Annotated in this window: 17 protein-coding genes, 1 tRNA gene and 1 pseudogene; 5 read left to right on the top strand and 14 right to left on the bottom strand. The window is 38.6% G+C overall.

Features of this window, described 5'->3' with window-relative positions; translation table 11 throughout:
• Nucleotides 1-114 precede the first annotated feature (114 nt).
• Together ACFIMQ_RS06710 and ACFIMQ_RS06705 are read left to right on the top strand one after the other, a co-directional pair.
• The gene (locus ACFIMQ_RS06710) at nucleotides 115-576 is read left to right on the top strand and encodes a RidA family protein (RefSeq protein ID WP_375703642.1); all 462 of its coding nucleotides are present in this window, start codon (nucleotides 115-117) and stop codon (nucleotides 574-576) included.
• 139 nt (nucleotides 577-715) lie between these two features.
• The gene (locus tag ACFIMQ_RS06705) at nucleotides 716-1,138 is read left to right on the top strand and encodes an HIT family protein (protein WP_375631236.1); all 423 of its coding nucleotides are present in this window, start codon (nucleotides 716-718) and stop codon (nucleotides 1,136-1,138) included.
• Here the strand turns inward: ACFIMQ_RS06705 and clpA are convergent.
• On the bottom strand, nucleotides 1,133-3,496 hold the full coding sequence (gene clpA / locus ACFIMQ_RS06700) for an ATP-dependent Clp protease ATP-binding subunit ClpA (RefSeq protein WP_375703641.1): 2,364 nt from the start codon (nucleotides 3,494-3,496) through the stop codon (nucleotides 1,133-1,135). The two genes, ACFIMQ_RS06705 and clpA, sit on opposite strands and share 6 nt — an antisense overlap.
• A 6-nt stretch (nucleotides 3,497-3,502) precedes the next feature.
• Nucleotides 3,503-3,874 carry an ATP-dependent Clp protease adapter ClpS gene (gene clpS, locus ACFIMQ_RS06695; protein WP_375703656.1) on the bottom strand — a complete coding sequence of 124 codons (372 nt, stop codon included), beginning with the start codon at nucleotides 3,872-3,874 and terminating at the stop codon, nucleotides 3,503-3,505.
• A gap of 231 nt (nucleotides 3,875-4,105) precedes the next feature.
• Here clpS and ACFIMQ_RS06690 point away from each other — a divergent pair, with 231 nt between their 5' ends.
• The 3 genes and pseudogenes from ACFIMQ_RS06690 to ACFIMQ_RS06680 all read left to right on the top strand — a co-directional run.
• A complete protein-coding gene (locus ACFIMQ_RS06690) occupies nucleotides 4,106-5,452 on the top strand; it encodes an SPOR domain-containing protein (RefSeq protein WP_375703640.1) in 1,347 nt (448 codons plus the stop codon).
• A gap of 31 nt (nucleotides 5,453-5,483) precedes the next feature.
• Nucleotides 5,484-5,762 carry a hypothetical protein gene (locus ACFIMQ_RS06685; protein WP_375616777.1) on the top strand — a complete coding sequence of 93 codons (279 nt, stop codon included), beginning with the start codon at nucleotides 5,484-5,486 and terminating at the stop codon, nucleotides 5,760-5,762.
• A gap of 898 nt (nucleotides 5,763-6,660) precedes the next feature.
• Nucleotides 6,661-6,867: pseudogene (locus ACFIMQ_RS06680) on the top strand (Arm DNA-binding domain-containing protein); the annotation flags it as partial.
• A gap of 131 nt (nucleotides 6,868-6,998) precedes the next feature.
• On the opposite strand, the gene ACFIMQ_RS06675 reads toward ACFIMQ_RS06680, so the two are convergent.
• The 12 genes from ACFIMQ_RS06675 to ACFIMQ_RS06620 all read right to left on the bottom strand — a co-directional run bounded on the left by ACFIMQ_RS06675 (nucleotide 6,999) and on the right by ACFIMQ_RS06620 (nucleotide 23,076).
• Entirely contained in the window at nucleotides 6,999-8,390 is a 1,392-nt protein-coding gene (locus tag ACFIMQ_RS06675; RefSeq protein ID WP_375616776.1) for an L-serine ammonia-lyase, read from the bottom strand.
• 342 nt (nucleotides 8,391-8,732) lie between these two features.
• Nucleotides 8,733-9,422, bottom strand: a complete 690-nt coding sequence (locus ACFIMQ_RS06670; protein ID WP_375616775.1) for a nitroreductase — start codon at nucleotides 9,420-9,422, stop codon at nucleotides 8,733-8,735.
• A gap of 208 nt (nucleotides 9,423-9,630) precedes the next feature.
• Nucleotides 9,631-10,017, bottom strand: coding sequence for a MerR family DNA-binding transcriptional regulator (locus ACFIMQ_RS06665; protein WP_375616774.1), 387 nt, complete (start codon nucleotides 10,015-10,017; stop codon nucleotides 9,631-9,633).
• Nucleotides 10,018-10,573: 556 nt separating this feature from the next.
• A complete protein-coding gene (rpoC, locus tag ACFIMQ_RS06660; protein WP_375616773.1) occupies nucleotides 10,574-14,785 on the bottom strand; it encodes a DNA-directed RNA polymerase subunit beta' in 4,212 nt (1,403 codons plus the stop codon).
• A 168-nt stretch (nucleotides 14,786-14,953) separates the two neighbouring features.
• Nucleotides 14,954-19,105, bottom strand: a complete 4,152-nt coding sequence (gene rpoB, locus ACFIMQ_RS06655; protein WP_375608557.1) for a DNA-directed RNA polymerase subunit beta — start codon at nucleotides 19,103-19,105, stop codon at nucleotides 14,954-14,956.
• Between the two features lie 288 nt (nucleotides 19,106-19,393).
• The gene (gene rplL / locus ACFIMQ_RS06650; protein ID WP_012755028.1) at nucleotides 19,394-19,765 is read right to left on the bottom strand and encodes a 50S ribosomal protein L7/L12; all 372 of its coding nucleotides are present in this window, start codon (nucleotides 19,763-19,765) and stop codon (nucleotides 19,394-19,396) included.
• A 101-nt stretch (nucleotides 19,766-19,866) separates the two neighbouring features.
• Nucleotides 19,867-20,385, bottom strand: coding sequence for a 50S ribosomal protein L10 (rplJ, locus tag ACFIMQ_RS06645; protein ID WP_375703639.1), 519 nt, complete (start codon nucleotides 20,383-20,385; stop codon nucleotides 19,867-19,869).
• A 357-nt stretch (nucleotides 20,386-20,742) separates the two neighbouring features.
• Entirely contained in the window at nucleotides 20,743-21,447 is a 705-nt protein-coding gene (gene rplA / locus ACFIMQ_RS06640) for a 50S ribosomal protein L1 (protein WP_375616771.1), read from the bottom strand.
• 4 nt (nucleotides 21,448-21,451) lie between these two features.
• Nucleotides 21,452-21,880, bottom strand: a complete 429-nt coding sequence (gene rplK / locus ACFIMQ_RS06635) for a 50S ribosomal protein L11 (RefSeq protein ID WP_375616770.1) — start codon at nucleotides 21,878-21,880, stop codon at nucleotides 21,452-21,454.
• Between the two features lie 149 nt (nucleotides 21,881-22,029).
• On the bottom strand, nucleotides 22,030-22,560 hold the full coding sequence (gene nusG / locus ACFIMQ_RS06630; RefSeq protein WP_375616769.1) for a transcription termination/antitermination protein NusG: 531 nt from the start codon (nucleotides 22,558-22,560) through the stop codon (nucleotides 22,030-22,032).
• A gap of 20 nt (nucleotides 22,561-22,580) precedes the next feature.
• Nucleotides 22,581-22,793: a preprotein translocase subunit SecE gene (gene secE, locus ACFIMQ_RS06625; protein WP_375608518.1), complete on the bottom strand. Its 213-nt coding sequence runs from the start codon at nucleotides 22,791-22,793 to the stop codon at nucleotides 22,581-22,583.
• Between the two features lie 207 nt (nucleotides 22,794-23,000).
• Nucleotides 23,001-23,076, bottom strand: a tRNA-Trp gene (locus ACFIMQ_RS06620).
• Nucleotides 23,077-23,184 lie beyond the last annotated feature (108 nt).

The following is a 23,184-nucleotide window of genomic DNA, read 5'->3' as shown; positions in this document are numbered from 1 at the left end:
AACATCATACAATAAGGCAAAAAAGGCTAATTTCTCAATTAACCACACATTTCCTTAAATCAAAAAATAGGATATGCAATGAATGTATTATAGAACAACTATGGAGTTTAAATTATGACCAATGGAATTGAAAGAAACCTAGAAAAGTTCGGTATCACTCTTCCTGAAGTAATCCCCCCCCTTGCCAATTACATCACCACTTCGCAAAGTGGTAATCAACTCTTTATTTCTGGACAGCTTCCTCTCATTAATGGAAAACCTATAGCCATCGGTAAAGTTGGTGCAACTGTGAATGTCGAACAAGCCCAAAAAGCATCTGAAGCTTGCGCTCTCAATATTCTCGCTCAACTCAAAGCAACTCTGGGTGACTTAAATAGAATAAAACGCATGGTAAAAATTACTGTTTTTGTGGCGGTAGATTCTCATTTTACCGATATCCCTTTTGTTGCCAATGGAGCTTCTGATTTATTTGTCAATATTCTTGGTGAAATTGGAAAGCACGCTCGTTCTGCTATTGGTGTTGCCTCTCTTCCCATGGATGTTCCTGTAGAAGTTGAAGCCATCATAGAAATCTAAATCTTCATAAAGACAGTGCATCACCCTAGCTAAATATAACTGAATCCAAAATACTTTTTTGTCTTATAACTTTGATAAAACTTGCACTTTCTTGTTTTGAAATTAAAATTCTAAACCTATAATAAAAGGAAACATTTGTATGAAACAAGCTTATGACAATAACAATATTTTTGCTAAATTGATTCGCAATGAAATCCCTTCTGTTCGTGTCTACGAAGATGATGATGTTATTGGATTTATGGATATCATGCCACAAGCACCAGGTCATACGCTGGTCATTCCTAAAAAAGGCTCTAGAAACTTACTTGATGCAGATACTGAAACATTATTTCCTGTTATTAAAGCTGTTCAAAAAATTGCAAATGCCGTCAAAAAAGCCTTTCAAGCAGATGGCATAACTGTCATGCAATTTAATGAAGCAGCTAGTCAACAAACCGTTTATCACCTCCATTTTCATATTATACCACGTATGGAGGGAATAGAACTTACCCCCCATAATGATATGATAACGCCTACAGAAATACTTGAAGAGAATGCAAAAAAAATCCGTGCAGCCTTATAACACACTCTTAAGTCGTAGTGCTTTTTTTCCTACACGTTTTTTTGTAAAATTTTTCATTTTACTTTTCTTTGAACCAACAGATACATCGGGAGATGAAATTTTTAACTGTAATCTTTCTTTTTCGCCATTTGATTTTTCTGTCAATACGTGAACGATTCCACCATTGCGTAACTTTCCAAATAAAATTTCATCAGCTAATGGCTTTTTAATATATTCTTGTATAACACGCCCTAGTGGGCGTGCTCCCATCTGAGAATCATATCCTTTATTGGAAAGCCATAAAGTTGCAGCAGGGCTTAATTCAAAACCAATCCCCCGATCAGCTAATTGTGCTTCAAGCTGAAAAATAAATTTTTGCACTATCTGATTAATGATTAAGTGAGATAAAGGCGCAAACGGAATAATTGCATCTAATCGATTACGAAATTCTGGTGTAAAGAGTCGATTGATTGCTTCTATATCCTCACCATCACGATGTACTTTCCCAAATCCAATAGCTGATTTTGCCATATCTGAAGCACCAGCATTGGTTGTCATAATCAAAATAATATTGCGGAAATCAATTTTCTTGCCATTATGGTCTGTTAATCTACCATAATCCATTACCTGCAATAAAATATTAAATAACTCTGGATGTGCTTTCTCAATCTCATCGAGCAAGAGAACTGCGTGAGGTTTCTGATCAACTGCATCGGTAAGGAGACCACCTTGATCAAATCCTATATAACCTGGAGGTGCTCCGATTAAGCGCGCTACCGTATGCCGTTCCATATATTCTGACATATCAAAACGCAATAATTCAATGCCTAAAGATGAGGCAAGCTGTTTTGCAACTTCAGTTTTTCCTACACCTGTTGGTCCTGAAAATAAATAACTTCCTATCGGTTTATCTGGTTCGCGTAAACCTGCTCTCGCCAATTTAATTGACGAAACTAATACGGAAATTGCCTGATCCTGCCCATAGACAACCTGCTTGAGCTCTTTTTCAAGCTTACTCAGTATCTTTTGATCGTCCCGAGAAACTGTTTTTGGTGGAATCCTTGCAATTTTAGCAACAGTCGCTTCAATTTCTTTAACACCTATACTCTTTTTGCGCTGTTTTTGTGGCAAGAGCTTTTGTGCTGCGCCACTTTCATCAATAATATCAATTGCTTTGTCAGGTAACCTACGATCAATTATATAACGTGAAGATAATTCTACAGATGCTTTCATCGCCTGATCTGTATATTTAATCTGATGAAAACCTTCAAAATAAGGCTTCATCCCCTGCAGAATCTTAATTGCATCAGTAATAGAAGGTTCATGAATATCAATCTTCTGAAAACGGCGTTCTAAAGCACGATCTTGTTCAAAGAATTTGCGATACTCTCTATAAGTCGTCGAACCAATACACCGCACAGCTCCAGAAGATAATGTAGGTTTTAAAAGATTTGCTGCATCCATATTTCCCCCTAATGTCGCTCCTGCTCCAATTAAGGTATGAATTTCATCAATAAATAAAATAGCATCTGGATATAGCTCAAACTCTTTAATAACTTGCTTTAAGCGTTCTTCAAAATCACCTCGATAACGTGTACCAGCAACAAGCCCCCCCATATCAAGAGAAAATATTGTTGCATTTGATAAAACTTCAGGCACCTGCCCATCAACAATGCGCTTTGCCAATCCCTCAATTATAGCGGTTTTCCCCACTCCAGGATCACCAACCAAAAGCGGATTGTTTTTTGACCTGCGACATAAAATCTGAATCATGCGTGAAATTTCTATTTCACGGCCAATTAATAAATCAATTTTCCCATTACGTGCTTTACAATTGAGATCAACACAATAACTCGTTAAAGCACTTGTTACCCTTTCATTATTGTCCGAAATCTGCTGATCTAATTGCTCTTCAAGTCCTTCAAGTAACATAGATAATCCATCATCACGCGTGATACCATGTGAAATAAAACGTACAGCGTCATAGCGTGTCATTCCCATCTCTTGAAGAAAATATGCTGCATGGCTTTCGCGTTCAGAAAAAATTGCCACAAGAACATTTGCTCCCGATACTTCATCTTTTCCAGCAGATTGAGCATGGATCACCGCGCGTTGGATAACACGCTGGAAAAAATCTGTAGGCTTTGTATCCTCATCAGCTCTAATCTGTTCATCTAGCTCTGAGCGAAGATAATTGGTTAAGCGCTCTCGTAATTCTTCTACATCTACTTGGCATGCCTGAATAACGGAATTTGCATCAGCATCATCTAACAGGGCAAGGAGAAGATGCTCTAATGTTGCATATTCATGCCGTGTTTGAGTGGCAATTGTTAATGCACGATGCAAAACCTCTTCAAGACTAGGTGTAAAAGATGGCATAATTCCTCACTTCTGTTCCATTACACATTGTAACGGATGTTCATTTTGACGTGCACATTCCCTCACTTGTACTATTTTCATTTCAGCAACTTCATAAGTATAGGTTCCACATTCGCCTATCCCATTGTGATGAACATTTAACATAATCCGTGTTGCTTCTTCGAAACTTTTTTTAAAAAAGTTCTTCAAAATGAAAACAACAAAATCCATAGGTGTGTAATCATCATTGAGTAAAAAAACGCGATATAATTTAGGTTTTTGGAGTTTTGCTCTAGCCTTAGGTATTACAACCGCACCATACCTACCTTCTTCCCAATTTTTGCCCTTTTCATAATGCATAATATGAGGTATAGAGTCCACCGTGAGCGTCTGTTCCATGATCGTTTTCCATGCAGCGTATTTTTTATTAATTTTAAGTTCTTTCATAATTATTGCAATACCTGTTTTATAAGAAAAAACTTCCCCCCCTATGGTTAGATTTAAGTCACTTATAAAATAACTTCTGTAAACAAATTAGTAATACCATTCGTCTAAACTACATCAACAAATTACAGAAAAGGAAGCTTTATAGAGGTTTTTTAGGATAAATGGAGAAATAGGATACTGCAAGTGTATATTAACTATCAAAAAATTATGCGCTGCTATAAAAAAATAGCAATCTCTTTTGTTATGTTAGCTTTTTCTCACTGTTGGGCATCAGCTACACCTCAAGGAGCCTATCCTGATAAGTATGCTGCTATTGTTATAGATGCCACTACAGGAAAAACTCTATTTCAAGCCAATGCAACATTGAAGCGTTACCCTGCTTCTTTAACAAAAATGATGACATTGTACCTCCTCTTTGAAGCTATGCAGATGCGTCGGGTAACACCAAATACACCAATTCCTGTTTCACATTATGCTGCAATGCGTCCACCGACAAAAATTGGATTTAAAGCAGGTCAAACAATTTCTGCAGAAGCAGCAGCTAAAGCACTCATTACAAGATCAGCAAATGATGTTGCTACTGCCATTGCAGAGTATCTTGGGGGTAGTGAGAAAAAATTCGCTCAAATGATGACAGCAAAAGCTCGTAAACTTGGTATGAAACATACACATTTCGCAAATGCTTCAGGGCTTCCAGACGTGCACAATTATTCTACCGCACGAGATATAGCTACTTTGTCATTAGCTTTAAGGAAAAATTTTCCAAAACAATATAAATTGTTTAGAATAAAAAGTTTTAATTTCCGTGGGCATACGATTAACAGCCACAATAAACTCGTAAAAATAATGAAAGGTGTCGATGGAATTAAAACAGGATACACACAAATGTCAGGTTCTAATTTAGCAACTTCGATGCGTCTTGAGGGGCGTTCTATCGTCGCTGTTGTTATGGGAGGTAAATCATCTATTGCACGTGATGAGCATATGGCTAGCTTATTAAATCAATATTTGCCAAAAGCAAGCCAAATGAAAAGTGGTGAACGTTTGACCTCTGTACACTATCACTTACCCACTGGCGCAAATACCCCTATACCGACCATTAAAGCTGTTCCAAGTAATTTTGACGATGAAATTTCGACTATGTTAACAGCATTTGCAGAACAACCTAAAAATTCGAATATCGCAATAACTGCTGTAAATAAAGTAATTATACCAATACCTAACCCTCAAAAAGCTATACCGGTTGAGGCACATAAAATTGTAACGGCCTCTTTATCCACAAACGCCGGATGGGCTATCCAAATTGGTTCCCTGCCCAATCAAGAACAAGCAAAAATTCTGCTTTTAAAAGCAAAAAATACAGCTTTTTCTGCTTTAAAGGATGCATCTTCACACATGCAGCTGTTTGAAAAAAATGGGCAGCGTTATTACCGAGCACGATTTACAGGATTTCAATCAAAAAAATCTGCTTTTGATGCTTGTTCTACATTAAAGAAAGCAAATTTTAACTGCTATACTGTAGTCTACTAAAAGTTTTTGAATTCTGCGTTAGGATAGTATTATGACAGATAATGCTTTTGCTTCATTCCATGAAAAAGAAATCTTATTGAAGCAATCATCCTTCCTTTCATTGCGTTCTCTTCACGATGCTGCTGCAAGACTTACTGGTTTAAAATATAATTCAACTGCATTAGATACACAATCTCTTGTTAATCTTCTTATTTGTCAAATAATGCGTAATCGTCGTCTCACAATGCCTCCTGTACGCATTCATTTACGCGTTGCAAGTCAAACTGGTAATGTGCCTATTAAAATCCGTCTAGGAGCAACAAATATTTAACTCTACAGGTTATCATCTCAAAAAATTATTGTATTATTATCTAGAATCTTAAAAATCCTTTGATACTCATGCTTTTTTCTTAAGTCGGAGGAATCGTTCTAACGGCTTTTCCAACTATCCCTAGAGACACCTTCAAGCTTCCAATCAAACCATTTTTTAGAGCACAAAAATACCAGATATTTCTTCACTTTTTGATTTAATATCAAAAATTATCCTTCATAACGCTTCAATTCTCCCTATAACATAAGCGCTGTACAAATTTCCTAAGCTTTTTAAACTCCAATACGCAAAGCAATTTTAAAATACAAATACTATCGATGAAAAAAACGTAAAAACGCCTTTTATAAAGAGTCTTAAGCCCCAAGAATTTTCGTTATAACATTGAGAGCTGACAAAAGAATGATAGTGCTCGTTTTGCTTCCTTTATAAATAAAAATGCTCATGCTCAATAGACTTTATACCATTCATAGAAACTTCACATTATACTATTTATATGTATCGTTGTGAAATAGATTTCAGATTGAGAGATGTTTCTTTTCAAGATATTTTTTCACCATACCAGATGCCCAAAAGATCTTCATTTCTAAAAAACTAAAATCTTTAAAGCTCTCTTGCATCTCATCATAATCGTTCAGGTTTAAAACAAATTTGCCTTAGATACCACAATAGAGGCAATACTCTCCCTCCAATCTTGCACGCAAAAAGCTACGAATCATTAAAAATACAATATATTGATTTATAATGATAATTTAGCGTTATTCATATTGAATTAGACCCTCGAATAACGTAAGATTCTCTCATTTCAAATCTGTTTATCTTGCATCAATCAAAACCACTCATTTGCACATAACAAGTGAGATGAGTGTGTGGATCAAATTTGTATAAGAAAGGACTAAATATGGCTCTTATGAGCCGTCTTAATGCAAGATCCGTCGCAACATTAGGAGCTGGTAAATATAATGATGGTGCCGGCTTGCTACTTCATAAGCGTAAAGATGGAGGTGCTCAATGGATTTACCGTTATACCATTCACGGGCGTCGTTGTGAAATGGGATTGGGTGCCTTAAGAGATGTTTCTTTAAAAACCACTGAACCCGTCTCAAATTTATCTCAAGCATGCTGCTGAATTTAAATTTGAATGTTGATTTATAAGTAACAAAAAATATAAGCTTTATCAGGAAAACAAGGCCATCCCTCTCACAATAGTTCAGTTATGGATTGAAGAATGTCCAGCTCTTAACAAGATATCGCATTGACTGCAAGGCCACCTTTACTTGTTTCTTTATAGCGTTCACTCATATCATGACCAGTCTGGCGCATTGTTTCTATACAAGCGTCAAGAGAAACAAAATGATTTCCATTACCATGTAATGCAAGAGAAGAAGCCGTTACCGCCTTAACAGCCCCCATTGCATTACGCTCAATACAAGGAACTTGTACAAGACCTGCAACAGGATCACATGTCATTCCTAAATGATGTTCAAGCGCAATTTCCGCTGCATTTTCAATTTGAGCTGGTGTTCCACCTAACGCCGCAGTTAACCCTGCTGCAGCCATTGAAGATGCCGTTCCAACTTCACCTTGACACCCAACTTCTGCACCAGAAATAGAAGCATTATGTTTGATAACACCGCCAATAGCTGCTGCCGTTAATAGAAAATTATGTATTCCCTTTCGATCTGAACCATCATTAAACTGAAGATAGTAACGCAAAACAGCTGGGACAACACCAGCAGCCCCATTTGTTGGTGCTGTAACAACACGACCACCTGCTGCATTTTCCTCATTGACTGCTATAGCATATACCGAAAGCCAATCGTTTGCCCAAAGTGGATAATTGCAATTTTTCTTTTGATTTTCCAAAAGCGTATCATGCAGTTTTTTAGCACGCCTTGGAATACGTAATCCACCAGGCAACTCACCTTCTTGTGAAAGACCTCTATTAATGCAATTTGTCATCGCTGAAAAAATTTCATCAAGCCCAGCATCAAGAGAAAAACGCTCTATTTTTATTTCTTCATTTAAGCGCTTCATTTCAGCAATTGAAAGTCCTGATTTTTCTGCCATTGATAACATTGTACGAGCAGAATCAAATGGATATGGCACCTCAGACACTTCTGATTCTATATTACCATTCATGTGTCTTAATTCATCCTCAGTTACAACAAAGCCACCACCAATAGAATAATAAATCTGCCGCAAAAGAACATTCCCATCAGTATCAAGCCCTTCAAATGCTAGTCCATTCGTATGACCAGGGAGAATTTCCTTTCGTTCAAAAATAAGATCACGTTGCGAATCAAACTGATAAACGGGATGGCCTTCTGGTTGCACTTTTTTTTCACGTATAACTTTTTCTAACAGGAATCCCATGCTATCAGGATCAACAGTAGACGCTTTTTCTCCTAAAAGTCCTAATATGATAGCTCTATCTGTCGCATGACCAATACCTGTGAAAGCTAAAGAACCATAAAGATAAACACGTATACGAGAAACTTGGTTGTCAGATAACTGAGAAAAATCTCGTATCCTTTGCAAAAACATATTAGCCGCTGTCATCGGCCCCATCGTATGTGAGCTAGAAGGACCAATACCAATTTTAAAAAGTTCAAAAACAGATAAAAACACGAACCACCTCAAAACTCCAATATGGTCTGAGTATACGCTTTTCTATAACGTTTGTCCTGTTTAAAATCAAATTGCGAGATAGAGTAAAAAAATGATAGCAATAAACACGAATGTTGCTCGTCTTGCTACCACCCAACACCCTCTTTCTATAGTGCTTTCCATTAGCCAACCTTCAAAACGAACAATGCCCTTAGAGTCATCACTCTCTTAATGTTTCGAACGTAGTAAAATAAGTGTTAATATGCAACATCATAATTTAATAAGAATGAAAAAATTCTACCAAGCATATTTTTCATAATGCACCAAGTTCTTCAAAGTATATGCTTAATGATATAAAACATTTTATGGACATGCTTCGATGAAACGTACAAAGTTTTCTAACGGTTCTCGTTCTGTCTCAAAATTGTTTTCTGGAGCACTCATATCGCGATAACCAAGTGCCATACCACAGATAATATTCTGATCAGAAGGTACAGATAAGAGCGTACGAATTTGTTTATGATAATCAGCAAAAGCTGCTTGGGGACAGGTATCCAATCCAAATCCACGTGCTGCTAACATAATGGTCTGCATAAACATACCCAAATCAAGCCAACTCCCTATTTCCATATCGTGATCCATTGTAAATAAGAGTCCTACAGGTGCATCAAAAAATAAAAAATTTCGTGCTTTTTGATGAAGCATTTTTTCTTCATCTCCTTTTTTTATTCCAAGACTCTGATAAAGTTCTAAACCAACTTTTCGACGCCTTGAAATATAAGGTTCACGCCACTGACGTGGATAATAATTATATTCACGCTCCCCTTTTACACCCGAAAGAACAAGTTGTGAAAGCTCTTGCCCTACTTTCTGTAATACACTTCCCGTAAGCACAATCACTTGCCATGGCTGAATATTGGTTCCAGATGGTGCACGTGCTGCAAGTGTTAAGATTTTTTTGATTGTTTCCAAACTAACTGGCTGGTTGGTAAAAGCTCGAATTGACTTTCGCGACAAAATAGATTGAAAAACACTAATAGAAGAAACTGCCATTGTCTTTTCTTTCTCTGTGAAAAATATTTTTTTGCCTATCAAGGACAATATAGTGTGAAAATACCTTTGCTGCTTTTTTCACACCCTCTATTTCTTCAAATGATTTACACATTTCACGCAGTGTCAAAAACTCCCATTAGCAATACTGATGGCTATCTTTTTTAATAGAAAAGAAATTGCCTAAAAGCAGATGAAATAAATCTCACAATCAACGATTAACCCCCAACTCTGCTAAGCTCTCAAAAAAAGTCTCCTCAATGCGTTCTAAATCCTGTAGAAGATCATCAATATCACGTTGCATCTTCTTTAAATCAGATCGTTTTTTATTAATTCCTGCAATTAATTTCTTAAGTTTTTTCTCATCATCAGGTGGTTTTCCAACCATAGCCAACATATCAGATATTTCAGACAACGAAAATTTAACTCTTTTAGCACGCAGTATTTGTTTTAACTTATGACGATCCGTTTGTGTATAAAGCCGTGTACTTCCACGCCGGAAAGGGATAAGAAGTCCCTCTTCTTCATAATAACGCAAAGTTCGAGCTGTTATTGAAAACTCACGTGTCAATTCTCCAATTGAATAATATTCGTACATTTTATCATTCTGTCTTTATAGATCACATTATTATAAGAAATATGTCTATTTTTATAAAACTTTAGTCAGCACTCTATCCTCTCCTTTCCTGCATTCTAAAATATGAAGAAATACATTCTTGTCAAATAAGTATTATACAGTAAAAAATTAATTATTTTTTTAGATGACAGGAAAGATTGCTAATCATCTATTATAAGGACTTTTAAATCTTTATAGAAGATATCCAATCAAAAATTTTCCTAAAATTCGAAATTAGTCGTTATTTCACTTATATATAAGCTACTCTTTTTCTTGGAATATAGCTTTTTGACTTCATGTATCTTGAAAAAAAATTTCTATACTACCCTCAAAAATAAAAAAACTTTAAAATGACGCAATAAAAAAATCAGTATCATTATCAAATAATAAACTACTCAGAATATTTGAAACGACTACAACCTTATAATTTTTATTATTATATTTTTCAGGGAAATATGCAATTTCTGCATTTTGAGATAAAAAAACGTCTGAAATTTCTATTCAGACGCTTTTATAGTATGTGAATGTTGTATTTAAATTATTTAGCAACTGATTCAGTTGTCATATTTGTCAACATAGCCTTAGCCACTTCGTTATTACTAGACTTACGCTGCTCATCTACTATCAGATCATCACGAACTGCAGCAATACGGCGGATTTGAGAAATCGTACCACCTGTACCAGCTGGAATAAGACGACCGACAATAACGTTCTCTTTAAGTCCTTGCAAAGTATCAATTTTACCAGAAACTGCTGCTTCAGTAAGAACACGTGTTGTTTCCTGAAACGATGCCGCCGAAATGAAAGAAGGCGTTTGAAGAGAAGCTTTTGTAATTCCAAGAAGAATGGGATTACCAGATGCGGGTTTCTTCCCTTCTGCAATCAAATTATCATTGATTTCATCAAGTTCAATACGATCAACGTTATCACCTGGAATATAACCAGAATCTCCAGATTCAGTAATTTCAACTTTTTGCAACATTTGACGAACAATCACTTCAATGTGCTTGTCATTAATAAGAACCCCTTGCAAACGATAAACCTCCTGAATCTCATTAACAAGGTAAGATGCCAAAGCTTCAACACCCTTAATCGCCAAAATATCATGAGGAGCTGGATTCCCATCAAGGATATAATCCCCCTTTTCAATTTGATCGCCTTCTTGGAAGTGAAACAGCTTACCTTTTGGAATCAAATATTCTACTGCCTCAAGAGTCTCATCATTTGGTTCAATAATAATACGACGTTTATTCTTATAACCACGGCCAAATCGAATTGTACCACTTACTTCAGCAATAATAGCATGATCCTTTGGACGACGTGCTTCAAACAGCTCAGCCACACGAGGCAAACCACCCGTAATATCTTTCGTCTTGGCACTTTCCATTGGTAAACGAGCAATAACATCACCCGCCTTAACATGAGCACCAAGCTCAACAGAAAGAATAGTTTCCGCTGACATCATATAACGGGCTTCACCTCCTTTATACAATTTAGCAATGGATTCACCTTCTTTATTTGCATGGATAACAATGGCTGGTTTGAGATCCGCACCACGCGGATTAGCGCGCCAATCAATCACCAAACGCTTCGTAATACCCGTAGATTCATCAGCTGTTTCAGTGACAGACAAACCATCAACCATATCTTCAAAACCTACATAGCCTTCAACTTCCGTTAAAACCGGACGCGTATAAGGATCCCATTCTGCTATACGCTGGCCACGTTTAACCATATCACCATCATCAACAAAAATGTGTGCACCATAGCTAACACGATGCACAACGCGCTCTTTTCCTAACTCATCCTTGATAAGGATAGCCATATTACGCCCCATAACAACCAAATGGCCTTCAGAATTGCGAACCACATTACGATTACGAATCTCCACCGTACCTTCATAGGATGCTTCTAAATAAGATGAATCAACAACCTGCGCAGTTCCTCCTAAGTGAAAAGTACGCATAGTAAGCTGCGTTCCCGGCTCACCAATGGATTGAGCAGCAATAACACCAACAGCTTCTCCCTGATTAACAGGTGTTCCACGCGCCAAATCTCGACCATAGCATTTCGCACAAACACCAAGACGTGTTTCACACGTTAAAGCAGAACGAATTTGAACTGACTGAATTCCGGCTTCTTCAATCTTTGCGACATCAGCTTCCTCAATCATCGCTCCACCTTCAAGAATAACCTCACCAGAGACGGGATGCAAAATATCCACAAGCGCTGTACGACCAAGAATTCTTTGCCCAAGAGAGGCAACAATTTGTCCTGCATCAACAATGGGCTGCATAGTAAGCCCTTTTGCTGTACCACAATCAACTGCTGAAATAATAGCATCCTGAGCAACATCAACAAGACGCCGCGTGAGATAACCGGAGTTGGCAGTTTTTAACGCAGTATCAGCAAGTCCTTTACGCGCACCGTGAGTTGAGTTGAAGTACTCGTTAACCGTCAGACCTTCCTTAAAATTTGAAATAATGGGAGTTTCAATAATTTCACCCGATGGTTTTGCCATTAATCCACGCATACCAGCCAATTGTCTCATCTGGTTAGCAGAACCACGTGCACCAGAGTGCGACATCATATAAATCGAATTCATTGGCCGTTGACGACCTGTTTTAGGATCAAAATCGATGGCTTGAATACGTTTCATCATTTCATCCGCAACGCGGTCTGTACATTTACCCCAAGCATCTACAACCTTATTGTATTTTTCACCTTGGGTAATCAAACCATCATTATATTGCTGTTCATATTCCTTAGCCAAAGCTTCTGTTTCCGCAACTAAACGCGACTTGCTATCAGGAATAACCATATCATCTTTACCGAATGAAATTCCTGCACGACAAGCATAAGAAAAGCCAAGCTGCATAATACGGTCACAAAAAATAACCGTCTCTTTTTGTCCACAGTGCCGATAAACATGATCAATCATTTTAGAAATATTCTTTTTCGTCATTTCTTGATTGACAATATCAAAGGAAATATTCGGATTTCTTGGCAAAAGCTCACCGATAATCAAACGACCAGGTGTCGTATCATAAAGTTTAGAAACCTCTTTTCCATCCTTACCGATATCCTTAACACGGCCTTTAATCTTCGTATGAAGCGTTACAACTTTATTTTCCAAAGCATAATGAAGCTCACCTATATCAGAAAAAGCCATTCCCTCACCTGGTTCTTTTTCAGAAACAATCGAAAGATAATAAAGACCAAGAACCATATCCTGTGATGGAACAATAATGGGGGCTCCATTAGCTGGATGAAGAATATTATTGGTTGACATCATTAAAACACGGGCTTCAAGCTGTGCTTCAAGAGAAAGCGGAACATGAACCGCCATCTGATCTCCATCAAAATCTGCATTAAAAGCAGTGCACACCAGCGGATGAAGCTGGATAGCTTTCCCTTCAATCAAGATAGGTTCAAAAGCCTGAATCCCCAAGCGGTGCAATGTTGGCGCACGATTGAGCAAAACAGGATGTTCACGAATAACCTCATCCAAGATATCCCAAACTTCTGGATGCTCCTTTTCAACAAGCTTTTTTGCTTGTTTTACAGTTGAAGAATATCCTTTCGCATCAAGGCGCGCATAAATAAATGGCTTAAATAATTCAAGAGCCATTTTTTTAGGAAGACCACATTGATGTAATTTTAATTCAGGACCTGTCACGATAACAGAACGTCCCGAGTAATCAACACGCTTTCCAAGTAAGTTTTGACGAAAACGCCCTTGCTTACCCTTTAACATATCTGAAAGAGACTTTAACGGACGTTTATTGGCTCCAGTAATCACACGCCCACGCCGTCCATTATCAAACAATGCATCAACAGCTTCTTGCACCATACGCTTTTCATTGCGCACGATAATTCCAGGAGCACGCAATTCAATTAGCCGTTTCAAGCGGTTATTACGATTAATAACACGTCGATAAAGATCATTCAGATCTGATGTCGCAAAACGCCCACCATCAAGTGGAACCAATGGACGTAAATCCGGTGGAATAACCGGAATTGTTTTCATAATCATCCACTCTGGCTTATTCCCAGATTCAAGAAAATTTTCAACGATCTTAAGTCGTTTAATCAATTTTTTCTGCTTTAACTCTGAAGTCGTTTCAGCTAATTCGAGACGCAAATCATTGGCAATTTTATCTAACTCCATACCAGCTAAAAGCTCGTAAATAGCTTCAGCGCCAATCATAGCTGTAAATTGATCTTCTCCAAACTCATCAATAGCAAGCATATATTCTTCTTCAGAAAGAAGCTGGTATAGCTTAAGAGATGTCAACCCTGGTTCAGTTACAATATAATTCTCAAAATAAAGAACCCGCTCAATATCTTTTAAAGTCAAATCTAAAAGTGTAGAAATACGGCCTGGTAATGATTTAAGAAACCATATATGCGCAACAGGCGCCGCAAGCTCAATATGCCCCATACGCTCACGACGTACGCGCGAAAGAGTAACCTCTACACCACATTTTTCACAAATAATGCCCTTATATTTCATGCGTTTATATTTGCCGCATAAACATTCATAGTCCTTAATAGGGCCAAATATACGTGCACAAAAAAGACCATCACGCTCTGGTTTAAAAGTCCGATAATTAATCGTCTCAGGCTTCTTAATCTCACCATACGACCAGGACAAAATTTTCTCAGGACTTGCAATAGAAATACGAATAGAGTCAAATGTCTGCGCTGGCGCTTGAGGATTGAAAAGATTCATGACCTCGTGGTTCATGCTGTTCTCCTTCAAAGATTCTTAGAACCTGTTGTAATATCTCATTTATTTTATAACAGATCTTCTTTAAAATACATTTATTTTTAAAAATGATCTGCAGTATCTTAATAAGGTTTTGAACCTTTTAAATTTAATTAGAGCGCAGCCTTTTCTAGTGCGCTCCTTGAATTATTGTTCTGCTGTGTCAGACAATACGCGCTGTGCAATAAGTTCACGCGCATCATCAAGCTCCACATTAAGAGCGAGTGAACGCATTTCTTTCACCAACACATTAAAGCTCTCAGGTATACCTGCCTCAAATGTATCATCACCGCGTACAATCGCTTCATAGACCTTCGTCCGACCAGCTACATCATCCGATTTTACTGTTAGCATCTCCTGCAAAGTGTATGCCGCACCATAAGCTTCAAGTGCCCAAACCTCCATTTCACCAAAACGCTGACCACCAAACTGCGCCTTACCTCCTAATGGTTGCTGTGTAACAAGTGAATAAGGACCAATAGAACGTGCATGAATTTTATCATCAACCAGGTGATGTAATTTTAACATGTAAATATATCCCACCGTTACTGGGCGATCAAAAGGCTCTCCCGTACGACCATCATAAAGTGTAACTTGCCCTGAACTATCTAATCCTGCGTCTTCCAGCATCATGTTAATATCTGATTCATGTGCTCCATCAAAAACAGGTGTTGCAATTGAAACCCCTTTCTTCATCTGTAAAGCCAATTTGTAAAGGCTTTCATTATCATACTGACGGACTGGCTCATTATGATTATCATCAGGCATAAGATTTTCAATACGCTGGCGCAAAGGAAGTATATCCCCAGTTTCTTGATATAATTCTAACAAATCGCCAATCTTCTTGCCCATCCCGGCACATGCCCAACCAAGGTGCGTCTCAAGAATTTGTCCAACATTCATACGACTAGGCACACCAAGTGGATTCAAGACGATATCAGCATGGGTTCCATCTTCAAGAAAGGGCATATCTTCTATGGGAAGAATACGTGAGACAACCCCCTTATTCCCATGACGCCCCGCCATCTTATCACCTGGTTGGATTTTGCGTTTCACAGCCACAAAAACCTTCACCATTTTCATGACACCAGGAGGCATTTCATCACCTCTTTGGACTTTTTCAACTTTATCCATAAAGCGACGTTGTAATGCTTCTTTTGATTCATCATATTGCTTACGCAAAGCTTCAATTTCATTTTGAAGCTTTTCATCCTCAACAGCAAATTGCCACCACTGTGATCGTGGATAATGCCCCATTACCGCGCTATCAAGCTTTTTGCTACCCGAAAAGCCTTTTGGACCTTCTACCGCGACTTTACCCGTCAACATATCGGTAAGACGCGCATAAACATTGCGATCAAGAATCGACTGTTCATCATCACGATCTTTTGCTAAACGCTCAATTTCTTCACGCTCAATTGCCATAGCACGCTCATCTTTTTCCACACCATGGCGATTAAAAACCCGAACTTCAACAACAGTACCAAAAGTCCCAGGTGGCATACGCATAGAAGTATCACGAACATCGGATGCCTTTTCCCCAAAAATTGCACGCAGAAGCTTTTCTTCAGGCGTCATAGGACTTTCACCCTTTGGTGTAATCTTTCCAACCAAAATATCACCTGGTTGAACTTCAGCACCAATATAAATAATGCCAGCTTCATCAAGATTTCTTAACGCCTCTTCCGCAACATTAGGAATATCACGCGTAATTTCTTCTGGACCAAGTTTTGTATCACGTGCTGCAACTTCAAATTCCTCAATATGAATCGAAGTAAAGACATCATCAGCAACAATGCGCTCAGATAACAAAATGGAATCTTCGTAATTGTATCCATTCCAAGGCATAAAGGCTACAAGAACATTCCGCCCAAGAGCTAAATCACCAAGATCCGTGGATGGACCATCGGCAATAATATCACCCTTCTCTACCCTATCACCGACATGCACAAGAGGACGCTGATTAATACAAGTGGACTGATTAGAACGCTGAAATTTTTGTAAGCGGTAAATATCAACACCTGATTTTGAAGGATCTAAATCTTCTGTTGCACGGATAACAATACGGGTTGCATCAACCTGATCAACAATACCACTACGTTTTGCACTCACAGCAGCTCCTGAATCGCGTGCAACAACGGATTCCATTCCCGTACCAACAAAGGGTGCCTCAGCGCGTACAAGAGGAACTGCCTGACGCTGCATGTTCGATCCCATCAACGCACGATTCGCATCATCATTTTCCAAAAACGGAATAAGCGCTGCTGCAACTGAAACCAACTGTTTTGGTGAAACATCCATCAAATCAACATGATCGCGTGGCGCCATTAAAACTTCACCCGCATGACGGCAAACAACAAACTCTTCTATAAAGCGGCCTTCACTATCTAATGAAGAATTAGCTTGAGCTACATAATGCTTTGCTTCTTCCATCGCAGAAAGATAAATAACTTCTTTTGTGACTTTACCATCAATAATTTTTCGATATGGGCTTTCAATAAAGCCATATTTGTTAACCCGAGCAAAGGTTGCTAAGGAGTTAATCAGACCAATATTCGGGCCTTCTGGTGTTTCAATCGGACAAATTCGACCATAATGCGTAGGATGGACGTCACGAACTTCAAAACCCGCACGTTCACGAGTCAAACCACCTGGACCAAGAGCAGAAAGACGGCGTTTATGGGTAATTTCCGACAATGGGTTGGTTTGATCCATAAACTGCGACAATTGTGAAGACCCAAAAAACTCACGAACTGCTGCCGCAGCAGGCTTTGCATTGATCAAATCCTGCGGCATAACTGTATCAATTTCAACCGATGACATACGCTCTTTTATCGCACGTTCCATACGAAGAAGACCAACGCGATATTGATTTTCCATCAACTCCCCAACGGAACGAACGCGACGATTGCCAAGATTATCAATATCATCAATTTCACCACGACCATCACGCAATTCAACCAACATCTTAACAACAGCAAGAATATCCTCTTGACGTAAAATGCGAACTGTATCTGGACAATCAAGATCCATACGCAAATTCATCTTAACACGTCCAACAGCTGAAAGATCATAACGCTCTGGATCAAAAAACAACGAATGGAACATTGCTTCTGCTGTATCGATCGTTGGAGGCTCCCCTGGACGCATTACTCGGTAAATATCAAACAACGCATCCTGCCGACTTTCATTTTTATCCACCTTTAAAGTGTTGCGGATATATGCTCCAATATTCATGTGATCAATATCAAGAATATTGATTTGATCAGCACTGACATCAAGCAAAATTTTCAATACTTTTTCGTCAATTTCATCACCAGCCTCAAGGTAAATCTCACCCGTCTCGTAATTGACGATATCTTCGGCCAAATAACAACCTAATAAATCATCTTCACTAACTTTAACCGCCTTGAGACCTTTTTCTTCTAAAGACTTCGCTGTACGAACTGTTAGCTTTTTACCAGCCTCAGCAACAACTTCACCACTATCTGCATCAATAAGATCAGAAATAAGCTTCATTCCTTTAAAGCGATCAACAGAATAAGGAACACGCCATCCTTGTCCATCACGCTCATAAGTCACTTTATCATAAAACGTCGACAAAATATCCGACGCATCCATACCTAATGCCATCAAAAGACTGGTAACAGGAATCTTGCGCCGTCGATCAATACGCGCATAAATGATATCTTTAGCATCAAACTCAATGTCAAGCCAAGAACCACGATATGGAATAACACGAGCAGCAAAAAGAAGCTTTCCCGATGAATGCGACTTCCCTTTATCATGATCAAAAAAGACACCAGGAGAACGATGCATCTGGGAAACAATAACACGCTCTGTACCATTAACGATAAAGGTACCATTCGTCGTCATTAAAGGCATATCGCCCATATAAACGCCCTGCTCTTTAATGTCTTTGATATCTTTGGAGCCAGTATCCTCATCAACATCAAAAACAATCAAACGTAATATGACCTTTAATGGTGCAGCATAAGTTAAATCACGTTGGCGACATTCTTCAACATCAAATTTCGGTAAATCAAATTCATAACCAACAAACTCAAGCATAGCTGTACCGGAGAAATCTGAAATAGGAAATACCGATTTAAAAACAGCCTGCAAACCTTCATCTGGTCGCCCACCTTCTGGTTCCTCAACCATGAGAAACTGATCATAGGATGCTTTTTGAACCTCAATAAGATTCGGCATTTCTGCCACTTCAGGAATCTTACCAAAAAATTTGCGTACCCGCTTACGACCATTGAATTGAGACATCATTGCAAGAGTCTGAGCCATCATCGCTCCTTGATCTTTACTGTTCAAGGTAGACCAACCTTGAAAGCCTTATAATCATTAACCTGCATATGCAGACCAGTTCACTTGACACCCGATAATGAGCATCACTAACCTCCCCACCAACATAAGCCATTTATCTCTTTGACTCTATGATGACGGGATGAGTAATTAAAACCTATCCCATTACTGTTACAAAACCGTTGGGACAAGGTTTTCTACTCACGATTTTCTTTCTTTATTAAAAGAAAGAAAATCGGCGAACATAAATGTTCGCCGATAAAATTAAATTTACTTAAGTTCAACTTTAGCACCAGCAGCTTCAAGTTGAGATTTAATTTTCTCTGCCTCTTCTTTAGAAGCACCTTCTTTAATAGGCTTGGGTGCTCCTTCAACCAGATCTTTAGCTTCTTTAAGACCAAGTCCAGTAAGAGCACGAACTTCCTTAATAACATTAATTTTTTGTGCGCCACCTTCAACAAGAATAACATCAAATTCTGTTTTTTCTTCAGCAGCTGGAGCAGCAGCACCAGCAACAGCAGCAACAGCCACAGGAGCAGCAGCAGAAACTCCCCATTTTTCTTCAAGTAACTTAGAAAGCTCAGCAGCTTCCAAAAGGGTTAGATTAGAAAGGTCTTCTACGATCTTCTCTAGATCAGCCATTTTTAAATTCCTTCAATTAAAAGATTTGAACCATTATTAAAACTTATTCAAAAAAACAGAAAAGCATTAAAGCTTTTCCATAAACATGAATACAAACAGCCTTAAGCCGCCTTATCCTCCTGAGCATATGCTCCAATGACACGTGCAACCTGACCAGCAGGAGCATTAACAACCTGTGCAATACGGGTCGCAGGGGTAGAAACCATACCCACAAGTTTTGCACGCAACTCGTTTAATGAAGGCAATGAAGCCAATGACTTCACAGCATCTACAGTTAAACTTGTTGCACCCATTGAACCGCCAAGGATGACAAATTTGTCATTGCTTTTTGCAAAATCAACAGCAACTTTCGGTGCTGTGATTGGATCTTCTGAATAAGCAATAAGTGTTTGTCCAGTAAACAAATCCACTATCGATTCAGATTCCGTGCCCTGAAGAGCGATTTTAGCAAGACGGTTTTTGGCGACTTTAACGGCACCGCCAGCTTCACCCATTTTCGAACGCAAATCGTTCATTTGTGAAACTGTCAGACCGGAATAATGTGCAACAACAACAGAACCAGACTTCCGAAAAGCCTCGTTAAGCCATGTAACAAATTCGCGTTTTTCCGCTCTATTCACTGTCTCTCTCCATTTAACAGATCTGCTTAAAACAAACCTGTTGGTTACCTTTGATAACATAAAATATTTCATGTCACCGATGAGGATCCTGTCCCCTTTTTCACGCACAGCGTTCAAAGGCAACCCTGGCTCAAACCCTTTAAGTCTTTTAACTCTCAGTTTTTACCCCAGTCTCATGCAGGCTTTTTGATTAAGATACTTAAAAGTATCACCTACAATCTCGGACAGGATATTCCGGAATTTCTCCCGGTACAACCTAAGCTCTATAAAGCTTAGATAGCTAAATACCGACCAAAACCAGCATTTAAAATACAATTTTGATGTTCACATACCCCAAAACAAAATTATAAATCAGGCTTATACTGTCTCTGAACGAACTGTTGCTGGATCAACTTTAACACCAATCCCCATAGTCGAAGAAACAGCAACACGCTTAATATACTCACCTTTTGCACCTTGCGGTTTAGCTTTAATAACTGCACTTGCAAAGGCTTTTATATTTTCTACGATTTTTTCAACACCAAAAGAAGCCTTACCAATACCAGCATGCACAATACCGGCTTTTTCAACACGAAACTCAACAGCACCACCCTTAGACGCTTTGACAGCACCAGCAACATCAAGTGTTACAGTACCAACTTTCGGATTCGGCATCAAACTCCGTGGACCAAGAATCTTACCAAGACGACCAACAAGAGGCATCATGTCTGGTGTTGCAATACAACGATCAAAGTCAATCGCCCCCCTATTAATGCTTTCAAACAAATCTTCAGCACCCACAATATCAGCTCCTGCCGCCTTAGCTTCCTCAGCCTTATCCCCACGAGCAAAAACGGCAACACGAATATTTCTTCCTGTTCCATTAGGCAAATGAGCAACACCTCGAACCATTTGATCAGCATGACGAGGATCAACACCCAAGTTCATTGAAATTTCGATTGTTTCATCAAATTTAGCAACAGCACGCTCCTTAACCATTAAAACAGCATCTTTTAAAGCGTAAAGTTCACTAAAATCGATATCTTTTCGGATATTTTTTATTCTCTTTGCTACTTTTGCCATAATATTAGCCCACCACTTCCAAACCCATCGAGCGAGCAGAACCTTCAACCATACGCATCGCTGCCTCAATGTCATTTGCATTAAGATCTTTCATCTTTGATTCCGCAATCGAACGAATTTTATCGCGAGAAATGCTTCCTACAGATACTTTACCAGGCTCTTTTGAACCAGATTTCAGTTTTGCTTCCTTCTTTAAAAAGAATGATACAGGAGGTGTCTTAAGAGAAAACGTAAAAGACTTATCTTGGTAATATGTAATAACAACTGGAATCGGCGCCCCCTTTTCCATTTCTTGTGTAGCTGCATTAAACGCTTTACAAAATTCCATGATATTAATACCACGTTGCCCAAGAGCAGGACCAATCGGTGGAGATGGAGTAGCAGCTCCTGCAGGAACCTGCAACTTGAGCTGACCTATACTTTTTTTTGCCATAACAATCTGCCTTCAATTTCACTGGTATACGGACAATTTATTTTGCCTGCTACCCGCTGCAGTTACGTGGTTCGGATCATTAAGCCGACAAAAGCTATAAATCACCTCCCACTCCTTACTTAAAGTAATTAAAATTACTCTAAATTCAATCAGAGTTTTTCAACCTGACCAAATTCCAAATCAACAGGCGTAGGACGCCCAAAAATAAGCACTTCAACCTTAAGACGAGAGCGCTCTTCTTCAACCTCTTGAACAATTCCATTAAATGAAACAAAAGGACCATCAGCAACACGAACTTGTTCACCAACCTCAAACAACACAGAGGACTTTGGAGACTCAACCCCCTCCTGAACTTGTTTGAGAATCTTTTCAACCTCTCGATCAGAAATAGGAACAGGACGCGCATCCGACCCTAAAAAACCTGTTACTTTAGGAGTATTCTTAATAAGATGATAAACTTCATCTGTTAATTCAGCACAAACAAGAACATAACCAGGAAAAAATTTTCGCTCAGTATCAACTTTACGTCCACGACGGACTTCTACAACACGCTCTGTTGGAACAAAAATTTTTTCAAATAGATGATCAAGTCCTTTCTGCTTTGCTTCCTTATCAATAGCTTCCGCTACTTTCTTTTCAAAATTCGAATATGCCTGAACAATATACCAACGAGCTGCCACAGTCCCACTTCCTTACATTCTCAACTAAAAAGATATTTCAGAAGATCAATAACCCGCCAAACACCAAAATGCATAACCTGATCCACAATAAAAAAGAAAGCTGAAGCCAATGCAGTTACCAACAAAACCATAATAGTAGAAATAACCGTCTCACGACGTGTAGGCCATTTCACTTTAACTGTTTCTGCATAAACCTGCTTCATAAAGGTAATCGGATTGGTTCTAGATGCCATCGTCACACTACTCTCTCTCGCCCTATTGTGTTTTATACAACAAAATAAATAGGAAAAAATGCAAAAGCCACTTCCAGACTTACGCAATTTTCTTACTTTCTATTCAATACCGTTTCACACACAAAAAAACAAGCCCCATATAAAAAAAAGCAAAAAAGCGGAAAAGCAGAAAAATCTACTACCTCATATCTAAATCCTATTCCCCTTTGGCAGGGGCAGCAGGACTTGAACCCGCGACCTGCGGTTTTGGAGACCGCCGCTCTACCAACTGAGCTATACCCCTAATTCTTAAAACTAAAATACCTTTAACAAGCGCTCAACAAGCATTATTTATTCAATGATCTTAGAGACGATACCGGCACCAACAGTACGACCACCTTCACGAATAGCA

Origin of the sequence: Bartonella sp. AD13SXNS (assembly GCF_042196465.1) — a bacterium.
In the GTDB taxonomy this organism is placed as follows: Bacteria; Pseudomonadota; Alphaproteobacteria; order Rhizobiales; family Rhizobiaceae; genus Bartonella.
The sequence above is the reverse complement of the archived record's forward strand: the minus strand, read 5'-3'. Positions and strand labels throughout refer to the sequence as shown.

Coding starts and splice junctions, on each gene's coding strand:
- ACFIMQ_RS06710 (WP_375703642.1), top strand. CDS start 115: ATGACCAATGGAATTGAAAGAAACCTAGAAAAGTTCGGTATCACTCTT.
- rplL (WP_012755028.1), bottom strand. CDS start 19,765: ATGGCTGATCTAGAGAAGATCGTAGAAGACCTTTCTAATCTAACCCTT.
- clpS (WP_375703656.1), bottom strand. CDS start 3,874: ATGGAACAGACGCTCACGGTGGACTCTATACCTCATATTATGCATTAT.
- secE (WP_375608518.1), bottom strand. CDS start 22,793: ATGGCATCTAGAACCAATCCGATTACCTTTATGAAGCAGGTTTATGCA.
- clpA (WP_375703641.1), bottom strand. CDS start 3,496: ATGCCATCTTTTACACCTAGTCTTGAAGAGGTTTTGCATCGTGCATTA.
- ACFIMQ_RS06670 (WP_375616775.1), bottom strand. CDS start 9,422: ATGGCAGTTTCTTCTATTAGTGTTTTTCAATCTATTTTGTCGCGAAAG.
- ACFIMQ_RS06665 (WP_375616774.1), bottom strand. CDS start 10,017: ATGTACGAATATTATTCAATTGGAGAATTGACACGTGAGTTTTCAATA.
- rplA (WP_375616771.1), bottom strand. CDS start 21,447: ATGGCAAAAGTAGCAAAGAGAATAAAAAATATCCGAAAAGATATCGAT.
- rpoC (WP_375616773.1), bottom strand. CDS start 14,785: ATGAACCACGAGGTCATGAATCTTTTCAATCCTCAAGCGCCAGCGCAG.
- rplK (WP_375616770.1), bottom strand. CDS start 21,880: ATGGCAAAAAAAAGTATAGGTCAGCTCAAGTTGCAGGTTCCTGCAGGA.
- rpoB (WP_375608557.1), bottom strand. CDS start 19,105: ATGGCTCAGACTCTTGCAATGATGTCTCAATTCAATGGTCGTAAGCGG.
- ACFIMQ_RS06685 (WP_375616777.1), top strand. CDS start 5,484: ATGACAGATAATGCTTTTGCTTCATTCCATGAAAAAGAAATCTTATTG.
- ACFIMQ_RS06705 (WP_375631236.1), top strand. CDS start 716: ATGAAACAAGCTTATGACAATAACAATATTTTTGCTAAATTGATTCGC.